A 14,157-nucleotide genomic window follows, 5' to 3' on the forward strand; every position below is an offset into this window, starting at 1 on the left:
TCGCTCCTTTAAGAAAATTTAGTTAAACTGTTGCCTTGTTCCACTTTAAATTCCTGATTGTATTCATCTACATCAGATAATTTAACTAAGGATGTATAATCTTCAATTAATCTTTGCTTAACTTCTTTTGATTCTACTAGTACCGATACCCCTTTAACATGAGCTTTAAACTCATTCATCAAATTCATCACACCATTTATAGATCCTCCAGCACGCATAAAATCGTCAACGACAAGCACGTTTGAATTCTCTGGTAAAGTTCTTTTAGAAAGCACCATTGTCTCTATCTTTCTAGATGAACCCGAAACATAGTTGATAGATACTGTAGAACCTTCTGTCACCTTATTATCTTTCCGTATAACAACTACTGGTAAATTCAATACATTAGCAACTGAGTTAGCTAATGAAATACCTTTAGTTGCAATCGTAACAATCGCATCTATCTCCTCATCCATATAAATGGTTGCAATTAGTTTACCTACACGATTAAGTAAAGTAGGATTGCCCATTAAATCAGATAAAAATAAGTATCCACCTGGTAATAAACGATCTTTCTCTTGAAGCTGAGTAATCACTTCATTTATAACTTCAGTCGCTTCAGCTTTACTCATTTCAGGTTTATATGTCACACCACCACTAGCACCAGCTGTAGTAATCACTGTCCCAAGTTTCTCTTTTTGAAAAGTTGTTTTAATAATTTGTACATCTTCACTAATTGAAGACTTGGCTTGTTTAAACTTTTGAACAAAATAAGTTAATGGTATCAACTTGTTTGGATTATTCATTAAATATTGTGTCATGTAAACGATACGTTCACTTCTCTTATAGCGCATGCTTATCATCCCTTCTCATTTAGCCTAATAATCGTACAATATGTACTTCGTTGCAACATCCGTTAACTGCATTATATATATGCCTCGCTTGTCGCTCTTTCTTCGCCAAAGCATAAACTGTTGGACCGCTACCACTCATTACGGCACCGTCCGCACCATTCTCTAACATATTCGCCTTTATTTTTAATATTTCGTCACACATCTTCCCTGAGACAGGTTCCAATCGATTTGAAAGACTTTTACATAATTGTTCGTAATCCCCAGTAATTAAAGCAGACACACATGATTCCGTATGTACCGTATGCGATTGTGTTAAATCTAATTTCTTGAATATATCTGGTGACGATATACCTAAATTAGGCTTAGCAACAACTACCCAAGCAGAAGGCGGCTTATCTAAATACTCAATAATTTCGCCTTTTCCTTTACATAGCGCAGTCTTTCCTAGTATACAAAATGGGATATCAGTTCCTATTTGTATCGCAAGTGCACATAATTCCTCTAGTGGTCTATTCAACTTATATAAACGATTCATGCCTCTCATCGTCGCTGCAGCATCGGTAGACCCACCAGCTAAACCTGCTGATACGGGTATGTTTTTATCAATTGAGATCGTTATACCTTGCTTTAGATTATAGGTCTTTTTCATTAATTCTGCAGCCTTATATGCTAAATTTTTACTATCGGAGGGAACATAAGTCTGTTCTACGTCAACAACTATTTTTTTGTCTTTACGTAGTTCGAATGATAATCGATCATTTAAATCTATTGTAGTCATTATCATTTCAACTTCATGAAAACCATCATCTCGTTTAAAGAGTGTATCCAACGTTAAATTAATCTTCGCTGGCGCAGTTTCATAAATCATATCCCCACCCTCTTTCACTTCGATATGGTAATAAAACGATTTTAACATATTGTTATCATTGTGTTGTCGGTTTTTCAAAAGTTAATGTATTGCATGAATATATTTATTAATAAACGTTAAAAATAAATTTTTAACTTTATCGAAAATAAAATCATCGCTTAATTAACTATTTTACAATAACGCGAGGACTATATAAAATAATTCTTCCTTTTTCGTCCAACACAAAAAAGGTACGCCGGTGATTTTACACCAACATACCTCTATCAATCATTCGAATATTAAAGTTTAATTTAAAAGTAACATCTCAACTATCAAATATAACTTAAATTACTTTTATTTAGTGTGCAAATGCTTCTTGATGATTATCATCTTCGAAAGAAACTTGTACGTTTTCAGTCAAAACGTCAGTGTATGTATAAGATACACGCTCAAAATTATATATATCTTGATCTAATTCAACAATAAAAACAGAAGGGTAAGTTTCTTTTAACACACCACTACGTTCAATTGTTTTTTTACGACCGCCGTTCGCCTTAAGTACAATTCTGTTCCCTAATTGACAATCAAGTGAATTTTTGATGTCTCCAATAGATTTTGGCATATTGCTCCACCTCGCTACAAGTTGTATAATAACACAAAATGAGGGGTTTAGTCAAATAAAATATCAATTTTAGCAATGTAAGGCACGCTTGTCAATAATTTAAAATTCTAATTCTGTGAAATTTTGCAACTCATTGTATAAATTTGCAAATTCTTTTATCGAAAGCGTCTCTCCACGTCTTCTTGGATCTATGCCAGCCACGCCAAGCCATTCTAATATCTTTTCTTTATGCGCTTTACCATCAACAAATAAGCTTTGGTAATTATTATTAATTGTTTTACGTCTTTGGCTAAATGCTGCTTTTGTCATTTTGAAAAATTTATTTTCATCATCTATATCAACAATCGGGGTTTCGCGTTTCATCAACTTCACAACGATAGAGTCTACATTAGGTGGTGGTAAAAATACTGATTTAGGCACCGTGAGTACTTTACTTGTTTCTGTATAATATTGAGCAACGATAGATAACGAACCATAAGCTTTCGTACCAACTTGTGCATTAAGTCTTTCTCCGACTTCTTTCTGCATCATCACTACATAGCCATCGATTGGCAATTTTTGCTGCATTAAATTCAACAATATTGGCGTCGTAATGTAATATGGTAGATTCGCAACAACCATAATCTTTTCACAATCAGCAAGGTGTTCTGTCACATAACGTGCAATATCCGCTTTAAGAATATCTTCGTTAATAACTGTTACATTGTCATAAGGTTCCATTGTATCCTTTAAAACAGGTATTAAACGTTGGTCAATTTCAAATGCCACAACTTTTTTAGCGCTTTTTGCTAATTGCTCTGTTAATGAACCCATACCAGGACCAACTTCTATAATACCTGTCTGCTCATCAATATCGCTTGCTTCAATAATATTATGAATAATATTCACATCGATTAAAAAGTTTTGCCCTAGGCTCTTTTTAAAATTAAAACCATACTGATTGAGTAAAGCTTTCGTACGTGTTGGTGTAGCAATATCTTTCATATCCATTTATGATTCACTTCCTTCTTCATCACTTAGTGCAGACCTAACATCATCTTCTGTATAACCAAATGCATTTAACTTATTAATTAACTGCTTACCGTTGGAATGTCCTATGTGCAGTTTGCGACCTAACTTTTCTCTTTTATGACGTGCTTCCTTGCCTACGATTAAACCCAAATCTATTAGGACATCCTTACTTATTGATTCATGTCCTTCTTCAAATGGCGTACTCACATTGATGAGAGCTTCTCTGATATCACTTAATTGTGCATGCTCCACACCAATTTTCCCTCGCTTATTTTTGGCTTTTTCTCTATCGATATACGCATGCTTTACACCGGGAATGTGTTTTTGTATTGTATTACGAATTTTATCACCCGGGAAATCGGGATCAGTTAATACAATAACTCCTCTTGTCTCATATGCCTGTGCTATCACACTTAACGTTGTTTCATTGATTGCACTACCATTTGTTTCAATCGTATCACATTGAACCGCTCTTTTTACACGCTCAGTATCATCTCTACCTTCAACGACAATAAATTCATTTATTTTCATTTATTGTTTCACCTTTCATTACTTTAATTCATTTTAGATAAAAATAAAAAAGGTACCGGGTTTAATTGTGATTATCACTTAGCATGTCTTATATCAACTAAGCCTTATCTCAGACCGATACCTTTTTGAAATGTTTTATACTTTTAATTTAAACAATCGTTCTGCATTTTCAGTTGTTTGTTTGCACACTTCCTCGTAACTCACGCCACGTAATTCCGCAATTTGTTCCGCCACTAATGTAACGCGGACAGGTTCGTTTCTTTTGCCTCTATAAGGGTGTGGAGATAAGAATGGTGCATCTGTTTCAACTAGTAGTCTATCAAATGGCACATGCTGTGCAACTTCTTTAGGCTGTTTCGCATTTTTGAACGTGACAGGACCACCTAATGATACATAAAAATTCAATTTATTAATTACATCGTCAGCAATTTCAGGTGATGCACTAAAACTGTGCATAATTCCACCAATCTCTTCCGCATGTTCTTCTTTTAGAATATCAACACAATCTTGCGTTGCTTCCCTATTATGAATAATTATTGGTAAGTTCACACGTTTCGCTAAGGCAATTTGCTTTCTAAACAATGCTTGTTGCACATCTTTAGGGGATTTGTCCCAATGATAGTCTAGCCCCGTTTCACCAATTCCTATAATTTTCGGATGAGCTGCAAGTTTTTCTATCCATTCTAATCGTTCCTCTGTACAATCAATCGCATCTACAGGGTGCCAACCAATAATGCCATAGATAAATTCATATTGATCAATAAGCGCCATCGTGCGTTCTACTGTTGGTGTGTCAAAACCAACGACAAACATACGATCTACGCCATTGTCTCTTGCACGTTCAATGACTTCTTCTAAATCTTCATCATATTGGTCTGCGTTTAAATGAACATGTGTATCGATTAGCATATTTATTTCGCTCCCTTTATTGTAATTATTTAATTATTGCACCATTCGGAATAGCATTTGGTAAGCTCACAAGCGTTAGTACACCATCTTTTTCAGCAGAAAGAATCATACCCTCTGATTTTCTACCCATTAATTTAGCAGGTTTTAGATTAGTCACAACTGCGACTTTCTTACCAATAATGTCTTCTGGTTGATAAAATTTGGCGATACCTGAAACAATTTGACGTTGCTCTCTATCTAGATCAACTTGGATTTTTAATAACTTATCCGATTTTTTAACTTGTTCTGCATCAATGATCGTAGCCGCTTTAACTTCCACTTTATCAAAATCTTTGATGTCAATTTGGTCTTTACTAGGAATCTCTTCTACAGCTTCTTCTTTCTTGTCTGGTTGCATAGATTCCTTAATATAACTAATCTCAACTTCACTATCTAGACGTGGGAAGATAGGCTGTGGTTTATCACTTACCATTATTGGTTCAGTTAATGCACCATATTGATTCGTACTTCCAAATTCGAAAAGTTCTGGTGAATTAATATTTAATTGCGTAAAGATTTGTTTTGGTGCATGTGTAAGGAATGGTCTTAATAACACCGCAATAATACGGATATTTTCTACTAAGTGTGCCATGACATTTCCGACCATTGCTTTTTGACTCTCATCTTTGGCTAAAACCCATGGCGCTGTTTCATCTATATATTTATTAGTACGACTAATGAATTTCCATACAGTTGAAAGCGCGACTGAAAATTGTAAATCATCCATATTTTCATGGAATGTCTTAACAGTATCTAATGCCATTTGTTCCATATCATTGTCTAATTCGTGATTTGTACCTTGATATGCTGGAAGCTCACCATCAAAATATTTGTTAACCATTGAAATTGTACGATTAACTAAATTCCCTAAATCATTTGCTAAATCATAATTTGTGCGCTCAACAAATCCTTCAGGAGTAAACACACCATCAGAACCAAAAGGTAATTCACGCATTAAATAGTAGCGTGTTGCATCTAAACCGTAACGATCAATCAATACGTTAGGATCCACGACATTCCCTTTAGATTTACTCATTTTTCCATCTTTCATAAGTATCCAGCCATGTGCGAATACTTTTTTAGGTAATGGAATATCTAATGCCATTAATAAAATAGGCCAAATAATAGAATGGAATCGTACAATTTCCTTGGCCATTATATGAATATCTGCAGGCCAATATTTTTTGAATAAATGATCATCATCTGATAAATAACCTAATGAAGAAATATAATTCACAAGTGCATCTATCCATACATAAACAACATGTTTCGGGTTAGATTGGACACGAATACCCCAATCGAATGAAGTACGTGATACGGCTAAATCTTCAAGTCCTGGCTTAATAAAGTTATTAATCATTTCATTCTTACGTGAAGGTGGTTGAATAAATTCAGGATTTTCATCATAAAATTCTAATAAGCGATCTGTATATTTAGATAAATTAAAGAAATAACTTTCTTCTTTTACTAGTTCTACTTCATGACCAGAATCAGGACTTTTACCTCCAACAATTTCACCGTTTTCCATAATTGGATCTACAAGTTGTGTCTCTGTATAATACGTTTCATCTGGTACTGAATACCAACCTTCATACTCACCAAGATAAATATCACCTTGAGCTAATAAACGTTCAAATATTTGTTGCACAACTTCTTTATGTCTAATTTCTGTTGTACGAATGAAATCATCATTTGAAATTTCCAGCTTTTTCCATAAAGCTTTAATACTAGCAATCATTTCATCAAGATATTCGATTTCTGATTTTCCGGCTTTTAATGCTTTCTCTTGAATTTTTTGCCCATGTTCATCCGTTCCCGTTAAATAACGAACATCATAGCCTTGCATTCTTTTATAACGTGCGATTACATCACCAGCTGTTGTTGTATAAGCATGACCGATATGTAAATTCCCACTTGGATAATATATTGGTGTAGTGATATAAAATGTTTCTTTCGCCATCAATGTTCCTCCTCGTTTCTTACATCATTAATATATCTAAATTTATTATTGTTTTCAATAAAGCAAGTGTGTGTTGCTGTACTGTTTTTATATGATTATCTTCTTAATAAATGATATGCATCGCGTCCGATATGTACCATTTATTACGGATATCATTGGCATATATTTAATAATCCCTATCTTATCTACATTACCATAAATCGTGCACGTTATGGGGTTTTTTCAACGCATTTTTCTTGATTATATGTGATTTTATATTGTGACGCTTTCACTTCCATAATATGACGCCATTTCTATTTTTATTATATGGACATGAAATATCAAATTATACTTCATGGTAGATGTCATAGACTTCACTTGTTTTCATATGGCGTGCTTCTGCAACGACTTTGATAGCAGCTTTGGGTTTCATATTTTGGTTTATGTGATACGCCACATGTTCCTTAATCGTCATATCTTCGAACCACGAAGTATCTTCGGCAAGTTCAGCCCCTTCGATAAGAACCACGAATTCGCCTTTCGTCGGAATTGTCGCATTTTCAAGTTGTTCAATTACTTCACTCACACGATTCGTAACAATTTGCTCAAACTTTTTAGTGAGTTCTCTCCCAACTGATACTTTACGCTGTGTATCTATTTTTTGAATCGTTTTTAATGTATCTTTCACACGGTGAGGTGATTCATAAATGATCAATGTGCTATTTTCATACATACGTTGCTCTAAAACCGCATGCTTTTGCTTGTCTTTTCTAGGTAAAAATCCTAAAAAAGTATAAGTGAAGGACGGTAAACCACTTGCCATTAATGCAGTTAACCCAGCATTAGGTCCGGGTACTGTTTCCACTCTAATCTGTTGTTCTCTTGCTGCTACTACAAGTTCATAACCTGGATCGCTAATTAATGGCAACCCCGCATCTGACACAAGTGCAATATCAATTCCAGAGTGTAATTGTTCGATTAAATAATCTGTTTGTTGCTCCTTATTGTGATCATGATAGGATTTAAGCGGTGCTTGAATTTCATAGTGTGCACATAATTTTTTTGTCACTCGAGTGTCTTCACAAGCAATCAAATCCACAGTTCGTAATATATCTACAGCACGATACGTAATATCTGCCAAATTACCTATGGGCGTTCCTACTAAATACAATGTCGACATAACCTATCCCTCACTTATTAATTCTAGTTTTTTTTGACGTGAAAATCGCTTGATCTCATATTCACGTTTTAACGCTTCAGATTTTGTATCAAACATTTCTTGATATACTAATTGTACTGGGCGTCTTATTTTTGTATATTTGGCACCTTGACCTTTATTATGTTTAGTAATTCTTTTTTCTATATCCTTAGCATACCCTGTATACAGACTGCCATCTTTACACTTAACAATATATATATAATGTTTATCCATAATATATTTCTCTCATTTCTTCGGTATAAGTTCCATCTTTATTGTAAATGTAAAATGGTGGCTGAATTTCTAAGCCTTGATTTCCACCCTTTCTCCCTTCTACAACAATTGTTTGAGCTACTTTATCCTGTTTACTATAAATAAAATAAACTTTTTTAGGTTCAATTTGATATGTTCTCATATCACTTAAGACATCCATTAGACGGTCCGCTCTGTGCACCATCATAAAGCGACCACCCTGCTTCAACAAATGTCTTGCTGCAATACAACAATCTTTGAGTGTACACATAATTTCATGTCTCGCTATTTTATGCGCATCCTTTTGATGCTGATGCTGTTGATTTGTTTTAAAATAGGGCGGATTACAAGTAACTAAATTATATGATGATGGTTTGAAATGTTTATGCACTTCTTTCAAGTCCATATGATACATATGGATTCTCTCGTCTAATCCGTTATATGTAATACTTCGTCTGGCCATGTTTACCAGTTGTTCTTGAATTTCAATTGCCTCTATCGCTTGCTGACCTTTATATGACAATACTAATGGAATCACCCCATTACCTGAACATAAGTCCATAATACTATCGCGTTTTTTCACGTTAGTGAAGTGCCCAAGTAGTAATGCATCCGTTGAAAAAGAAAACACTTCGTCATTTTGTATAATTCTAAGATGTTCCTTGGTTAAATAATCTAGCCTCTCGTCTTCTAACAGCATTTCCCTGCCCTCCAAAAAAAAGAATGAGCTAACGATGCTTAATAACCAAGCCTATCGTTACATCTCATCCTCAATTACGTCACATCATTATCTATTTTTCATTCAAAATCAATTCAGCTATTCGCTTAATACTTCAAGACAGAATAAACAATCATCGCCTTTTCTGTGTTTACCGAATAACTCGCCGTTACAAATATGAAATCCCTCTTTATAAAGCATTGCTAAATTGTCTTTACTGCGGAGTGGTTGTTTATTTGGCAATTTCTTTCCATTCTCAACCACTTTCGTTTTTTCTTCTTTATCTATCAAAGTTTTTAAATTTTCATTTTCTATTTGTAAGGCGACATTTTCTTCGATTACTTCGACGGTAAGATGTTTCAAATTCGCCATATCAGTGTTGATTTGATTTATGTTCGACTCTAAATTTGCTAATTTCTCAAATATGTCGCTACGATTCAATGTTGTATTGGCCTCCTAATTTAATGTTTCTAATTCTTCCATTTTATATTCTAACGGTTGTTCTAAACCTTCTACTTTAATTTGCATAGAAATATCTAAAATATTCAAGCCAATGACTTTACCATTTCCTTCTGGGGTTTCAATCGCATCGCCTACATCTGGTAATTGCGCACGTGCTTCTTCATAGTAATCATTTTCATACTTAAGACAACACATCAAACGCCCACACGCTCCTGATATTTTAGTTGGGTTAAGTGATAAATTTTGATCTTTCGCCATTTTGATAGAAACCGGTTCAAAATCACCTAAAAATGTCGAACAGCATAATGAGCGACCACACGGACCTATACCACCTAACAACTTAGCTTCATCTCTAACGCCAATTTGTCTTAGTTCAATACGTGTTTTTAACTTTTGAGCCAATACCTTAACTAACTTTCTAAAGTCGACACGTTCATCAGAAGTGAAATTAAATATCACTTTCGATTGATCAAGTGTATATTCACAATTCACCAATCTCATTTCTAAATCCTGTTGCTGTATTGTTTCTTTACATAGCGCTAATGCCTCATTCGCATCGTATTCGTTCTTTTCATACTGAGTCAAATCATCTTCTGTAGCAAGACGCACAATTTCTTTTAATGGTAATGTAACATCTTGGTCTGCAACGTCTAATGGCGCGTACTTCACACGTCCCATTTCCAGACCTCTTTTTGATTCAACTACTACCCAGTCTCCAACGTGTAAATTAAAATCCTTTGGTGAATAATATTCCATTTTCCCTGATTTGTGAAAATCTATTCCGACTACATTTTGCATTATTAATTCACCCCTTTTATTACAATTTGTTCAAATACCAACATCGGGTTAACATTCTGATTCAATTTTTTATGTGCTTCTGTTATTTGATCATACATCAAAATAATTTGGTTGTAAGTTAATTTTTTCGAAAATACCGTCACATCCGCTTGTAAATCTGGATATATCACATCTTGATCCATTCCTACTTTAGCATGCATCACGTCTTCAAAGAAACCATTTACGGCAGCTAATGTAACTAATTGTAATTTTCTGCTTTTTGCCTGCTTTAACAAATCAACGATAGCTATCAAAGCCATTGAACGATTAGTTAAAAGTAATTGACACCATTTGATAATACTTTTGCGTAAGGCCATTAAATCAACTTCTTCATTCAGTGTTACCGCTGTTTCAATTTGCGTTGTGTATGTACTTAACAATTCTGCCACTGGCCTAGAAATGTCACGTTCAACAAGCCTATCTATAAATTTAGATTTATCAATAGGCTTAAAATAAACATGCTGGCACCTTGAATGTATTGTATCTAAAATTTGTTCTGGCTTCGTAGTTAATAAGATCGCTATGGTATTTTCTGGAGGCTCTTCTAAAAATTTCAAAATACTATTTTCGCCTTGAACTGTAAGTTTCTCAAAAGACTCAATAATATATACTTTATAGTCACCTTCGATTGGCAGTTGGTTCATATGATGTACTAATTGTTCTACTTGATCCTTTTTTATCGTTGTTTCTTCAGATGATATGTACATAAAATCTGGATGATTAAATGTTTCTACTTTCAACTGACATTGAGCCTCATCATTACATAAAATCAGTTTCGTAAAATCAATAGCAACTTGTTGCATCGTTTGCGCATCATCACCCTCAAACAAATAGGCGTGTGAGAGTTTGTTTGATTGATATGCTTTTGTCAGTCTTTCTTGTTCATCCATCATAAAGTTACTCCTTTATATAAAAAGGCTGCTCATACATAGTTACCTTACAAAGCACATTTCTTAAGTGCATAACGTATGCATCCTCAATAAAAATGTAATTTGAAAGGTTACCATATATAGCAACCATAATGCTAGAATTGATGGAAAGCTTCAACTGGCATTACAAATACCGTTGCGCCTCCAACTTCTACTTCAACCGGATAAGGGATATAAGAATCGGCACTTCCACCCATTGGTGTTATTGGAGATACAAGTTGTTCCCTATTACCACAAGTGTCGTTAATGACTTTTAACATTTCATCTACGCGGTCATCTTCAACACCAGATAAGAATGTTGTATTACCCGCTCTTAAAAATCCACCTGTTGTTGCAAGTTTCGTTGCTCTAAAGTTATGCTTAACAAGTTTGTCTGAAAGCTCTTGACTATCCTGATCTTGTACAATTGCTATAATCATTTTCATATTAAACACCTCTTCCCAGTATTATATCATAATTTTTCTAAATAATTGGCTATAGATTCATACGTTGCATTTACAACTTCATCTATACTTCGATCTGCATCTATTACAATAAAACGTTCAGATTCATTATGAATAATTTTCTTATAACCTTCAACTACTTTTTCGTGAAATGCTATATCTTCTTGGTCAAGACGATTTTGATTTCGTTGATTGCTCAATATACGTTCACGACCTACTTCCACGCTCACATCCAAATAAATAGTAATATCAGGATATAAACCATTAATTGCAAATTCATTAATGGACTTAACTTGTTCTATTCCTATACCCCGTGCATATCCTTGATAAGCTAGAGAACTGTCTATATAGCGATCACATAATACTAATTTACCATTTTTTAGAGATGGTATCACTTTACCTACAAGATGTTCGCGTCTTGAAGCTGCAAATAATAATGCTTCGGTACGATCATCCATATTATCTCCTTCAAGTAATACTTCACGAATTTGTTCTCCAGTCTTTACGCCACCCGGTTCTCTTGTGAGAACCACATTATATTTCTTTTCTAATTTTTGCGCTACTTCTTGTATGACAGTAGTCTTTCCTGAGCCTTCAGGTCCTTCAAAAGTTATAAATGCCGACATCTTACTCATCCTTAATTTCTATTTTTTTGTCTTTAATACCTTCTACTCTAATGTGTTGCTCACACCAATAATTCATTAATTCTATCATATTTTCTGTGATAATTTCGCCTTTAAGCATGACAGGGATTCCTGGAGGGTATGGAACTAAATTAGTTGCTAATATTTCATTATATGCAGCATCAATATTTACTTCCTTAACATTCATTATTTCTCCATAACAATATGTACCGGTACCATTATGAAAAGGTATATTGGCTTCTTCTAACGCAAGTCTACGCTCTATTTTAATTTCTCTTATTCTTGCTAGCAAATCATCAAAAGGGAATGCATCATTTTCATGCCATAAAGGTAAGACTAATAAGACTTGATATGTATCAGCAAGTTCTACATAAATTCCTTTATTTTCAAAAAGTTTCTGAAGTTCGATACCTGTATAACCACTACACTGGATATTTAACTTTAAAGGATCGTCCACATCAATCACACGCATGCCTCTATCCTTTATCACTGTTATCAATTGTTTTCTTTTTTTAAAAAACAAAGTACTATCATATTGATTATAAAAATCATGTGCCAATTCTAAACTACTCATCAAAAGATAAGACGGGCTAGATGATTGAAAATATGTTAAATATTGCAATATTTTTTCACGTAATGGCGCATTTTTATGAATAAAAATAATAGAACTCATTGTAAGCGATGGTAATGTTTTATGATAAGACTGTACCACATAATCAGCCCCCATATTTAATGTGGAGTTTGGGAAACCAGCTAAATTAAAATGTGCGCCATGTGCCTCATCTATTAAAGTCGGAATTTGACATGTCTTCATATGTTTTATTATACGCTCTACATCAAAACACTCTCCATAGTAATTTGGATAAGTAAAGACAGCTAATTTTGCTGTCTTTATGTTTGACTTTAATGATGCTTCATTAGGCTCAACATACTGCTTTGTTTTATTACTTATATTCATCTTCAATAGCTTACTAGAAGCGCGTGCTAAATCTAACGCATGAAATACAGACTTATGTACATTTCTTGCTACAACATATTCTCCTTTTGCATTAGCAAAACTTTGTATCACTGCCAGTATACCCGCTGTCGTTCCATTAACTAAAAAGTAAGCGTCATAATCAGGATGCTTTTTAATATGTTGCATACTTTGTGCAATAACATCCTCCGCATGGTGTAAATCATCTAAACCTGTAATTTCTGTCATATCCATTTCCATTTTCAATTTTTTTAAATAACCTATTGTCATGTTCTTATGACCTGGCACATGCATTGAAATTGGTTTCTTATTCAACAATTGATTAAGCTGATTTGTTAATGGTAATGTCATTAAATCCCCACTTTTCAAACTTAAATTCTATTTTTATAATTCACTACATTTTAACATGTCAAAGGATACATCTCTATAGTCATCGTCTTTATCTAATAAAATAACATGCTCATTTTAATGAGCGAATGGATGTTTACATATCCGATTTTTTCTAAGTTCTTCGAAATGGAAGTTAAACTCCATAAACATAAAAAAAGAGACCCGTTTGGGTCTCTAATTGCCTGGCAACGTCCTACTCTTGCGGAACGTAAGTCTGCTACCATTCGCCGCTAAGGAGCTTTTACTATCATGAGACAAGCGCTCGCATCTTTTCTCACTTTCTCTCTTTCCTCACTCACTTACCGCTTGTAAGCTCGTTTCGTCTTTCGTTCAGTTCGTCAGCTTCAAGCGCTTTCTCATAATAGACGATTTATTTGCTTTTCAGTTCTTCGAACTGCTTAATTTAAACTCCATAAACATAAAAAAGAGACCCGTTTGGGTCTCTAATTGCCTGGCAACGTCCTACTCTTGCGGAACGTAAGTCCGACTACCATCGGCGCTAAGGAGCTTAACTTCTGTGTTCGGCATGGGAACAGGTGTGACCTCCTTGCCATTGTCACCAGACAATGAAATGTAT

The 14,157-nt window shown here is 34.3% G+C and carries 16 protein-coding genes and 1 rRNA gene; all 17 read right to left on the reverse strand.

The window, feature by feature from the left end; all coding sequences use genetic code 11:
* Positions 1 to 8: 8 nt before the first annotated feature.
* Positions 9 to 833, reverse strand: a complete 825-nt coding sequence (purR, locus tag BTJ66_RS11310; RefSeq protein WP_099091052.1) for a pur operon repressor — start codon at positions 831 to 833, stop codon at positions 9 to 11.
* Between the two features lie 19 nt (positions 834 to 852).
* Entirely contained in the window at positions 853 to 1,701 is an 849-nt protein-coding gene (gene ispE, locus BTJ66_RS11315; protein WP_099091053.1) for a 4-(cytidine 5'-diphospho)-2-C-methyl-D-erythritol kinase, read from the reverse strand.
* 337 nt (positions 1,702 to 2,038) lie between these two features.
* Entirely contained in the window at positions 2,039 to 2,302 is a 264-nt protein-coding gene (veg, locus tag BTJ66_RS11320; protein WP_099091054.1) for a biofilm formation stimulator Veg, read from the reverse strand.
* Positions 2,303 to 2,401: 99 nt separating this feature from the next.
* Positions 2,402 to 3,292 (reverse strand): 16S rRNA (adenine(1518)-N(6)/adenine(1519)-N(6))-dimethyltransferase RsmA, encoded by an 891-nt coding sequence (gene rsmA, locus BTJ66_RS11325; protein ID WP_099091055.1) that lies wholly within the window; start codon positions 3,290 to 3,292, stop codon positions 2,402 to 2,404.
* Complete coding sequence (gene rnmV, locus BTJ66_RS11330) at positions 3,293 to 3,844, reverse strand: ribonuclease M5 (protein ID WP_099091056.1); 552 nt, start codon at positions 3,842 to 3,844, stop codon at positions 3,293 to 3,295.
* Positions 3,845 to 3,979: 135 nt separating this feature from the next.
* Positions 3,980 to 4,753: a TatD family hydrolase gene (locus tag BTJ66_RS11335; RefSeq protein WP_099091057.1), complete on the reverse strand. Its 774-nt coding sequence runs from the start codon at positions 4,751 to 4,753 to the stop codon at positions 3,980 to 3,982.
* Positions 4,754 to 4,778: 25 nt separating this feature from the next.
* Complete coding sequence (gene metG / locus BTJ66_RS11340; RefSeq protein ID WP_099091058.1) at positions 4,779 to 6,752, reverse strand: methionine--tRNA ligase; 1,974 nt, start codon at positions 6,750 to 6,752, stop codon at positions 4,779 to 4,781.
* 325 nt (positions 6,753 to 7,077) lie between these two features.
* A complete protein-coding gene (gene rsmI, locus BTJ66_RS11345) occupies positions 7,078 to 7,911 on the reverse strand; it encodes a 16S rRNA (cytidine(1402)-2'-O)-methyltransferase (RefSeq protein ID WP_099091059.1) in 834 nt (277 codons plus the stop codon).
* Positions 7,912 to 7,914: 3 nt separating this feature from the next.
* Positions 7,915 to 8,163, reverse strand: coding sequence for a GIY-YIG nuclease family protein (locus BTJ66_RS11350; protein ID WP_099091060.1), 249 nt, complete (start codon positions 8,161 to 8,163; stop codon positions 7,915 to 7,917).
* A complete protein-coding gene (locus tag BTJ66_RS11355) occupies positions 8,156 to 8,881 on the reverse strand; it encodes a tRNA1(Val) (adenine(37)-N6)-methyltransferase (protein ID WP_099091061.1) in 726 nt (241 codons plus the stop codon). Before BTJ66_RS11355 ends, BTJ66_RS11350 begins: the two co-directional genes overlap by 8 nt.
* A 117-nt stretch (positions 8,882 to 8,998) precedes the next feature.
* Positions 8,999 to 9,340 (reverse strand): DNA replication initiation control protein YabA, encoded by a 342-nt coding sequence (gene yabA / locus BTJ66_RS11360; protein ID WP_099091062.1) that lies wholly within the window; start codon positions 9,338 to 9,340, stop codon positions 8,999 to 9,001.
* Positions 9,341 to 9,355: 15 nt separating this feature from the next.
* Entirely contained in the window at positions 9,356 to 10,159 is an 804-nt protein-coding gene (locus BTJ66_RS11365; protein ID WP_099091063.1) for a PSP1 domain-containing protein, read from the reverse strand.
* A gap of 2 nt (positions 10,160 to 10,161) precedes the next feature.
* Positions 10,162 to 11,088: a DNA polymerase III subunit gene (locus BTJ66_RS11370; RefSeq protein WP_099091064.1), complete on the reverse strand. Its 927-nt coding sequence runs from the start codon at positions 11,086 to 11,088 to the stop codon at positions 10,162 to 10,164.
* Positions 11,089 to 11,222: 134 nt separating this feature from the next.
* On the reverse strand, positions 11,223 to 11,552 hold the full coding sequence (locus BTJ66_RS11375; RefSeq protein WP_002484220.1) for a cyclic-di-AMP receptor: 330 nt from the start codon (positions 11,550 to 11,552) through the stop codon (positions 11,223 to 11,225).
* Between the two features lie 26 nt (positions 11,553 to 11,578).
* Positions 11,579 to 12,196, reverse strand: coding sequence for a dTMP kinase (gene tmk, locus BTJ66_RS11380; protein WP_099091065.1), 618 nt, complete (start codon positions 12,194 to 12,196; stop codon positions 11,579 to 11,581).
* Between the two features lies 1 nt (position 12,197).
* Positions 12,198 to 13,541, reverse strand: a complete 1,344-nt coding sequence (locus tag BTJ66_RS11385) for an aminotransferase class V-fold PLP-dependent enzyme (protein ID WP_099091066.1) — start codon at positions 13,539 to 13,541, stop codon at positions 12,198 to 12,200.
* Between the two features lie 488 nt (positions 13,542 to 14,029).
* Positions 14,030 to 14,144, reverse strand: a 5S ribosomal RNA gene (gene rrf / locus BTJ66_RS11390).
* Positions 14,145 to 14,157 lie beyond the last annotated feature (13 nt).

It is taken from the genome of Staphylococcus edaphicus, assembly GCF_002614725.1.
Taxonomy (GTDB): domain Bacteria; phylum Bacillota; class Bacilli; order Staphylococcales; family Staphylococcaceae; genus Staphylococcus; species Staphylococcus edaphicus.

Bases quoted from the DNA above. Each gene is read 5' to 3' on its own strand.
- rsmA (WP_099091055.1), bottom strand. From the start codon at position 3,292: ATGGATATGAAAGATATTGCTACACCAACACGTACGAAAGCTTTACTC.
- BTJ66_RS11350 (WP_099091060.1), bottom strand. From the start codon at position 8,163: ATGGATAAACATTATATATATATTGTTAAGTGTAAAGATGGCAGTCTG.
- rsmI (WP_099091059.1), bottom strand. From the start codon at position 7,911: ATGTCGACATTGTATTTAGTAGGAACGCCCATAGGTAATTTGGCAGAT.
- BTJ66_RS11375 (WP_002484220.1), bottom strand. From the start codon at position 11,552: ATGAAAATGATTATAGCAATTGTACAAGATCAGGATAGTCAAGAGCTT.
- ispE (WP_099091053.1), bottom strand. From the start codon at position 1,701: ATGATTTATGAAACTGCGCCAGCGAAGATTAATTTAACGTTGGATACA.
- BTJ66_RS11370 (WP_099091064.1), bottom strand. From the start codon at position 11,088: ATGGATGAACAAGAAAGACTGACAAAAGCATATCAATCAAACAAACTC.
- tmk (WP_099091065.1), bottom strand. From the start codon at position 12,196: ATGTCGGCATTTATAACTTTTGAAGGACCTGAAGGCTCAGGAAAGACT.
- BTJ66_RS11355 (WP_099091061.1), bottom strand. From the start codon at position 8,881: ATGCTGTTAGAAGACGAGAGGCTAGATTATTTAACCAAGGAACATCTT.
- metG (WP_099091058.1), bottom strand. From the start codon at position 6,752: ATGGCGAAAGAAACATTTTATATCACTACACCAATATATTATCCAAGT.
- veg (WP_099091054.1), bottom strand. From the start codon at position 2,302: ATGCCAAAATCTATTGGAGACATCAAAAATTCACTTGATTGTCAATTA.
- BTJ66_RS11335 (WP_099091057.1), bottom strand. From the start codon at position 4,753: ATGCTAATCGATACACATGTTCATTTAAACGCAGACCAATATGATGAA.
- BTJ66_RS11365 (WP_099091063.1), bottom strand. From the start codon at position 10,159: ATGCAAAATGTAGTCGGAATAGATTTTCACAAATCAGGGAAAATGGAA.
- purR (WP_099091052.1), bottom strand. From the start codon at position 833: ATGCGCTATAAGAGAAGTGAACGTATCGTTTACATGACACAATATTTA.
- BTJ66_RS11385 (WP_099091066.1), bottom strand. From the start codon at position 13,541: ATGACATTACCATTAACAAATCAGCTTAATCAATTGTTGAATAAGAAA.
- rnmV (WP_099091056.1), bottom strand. From the start codon at position 3,844: ATGAAAATAAATGAATTTATTGTCGTTGAAGGTAGAGATGATACTGAG.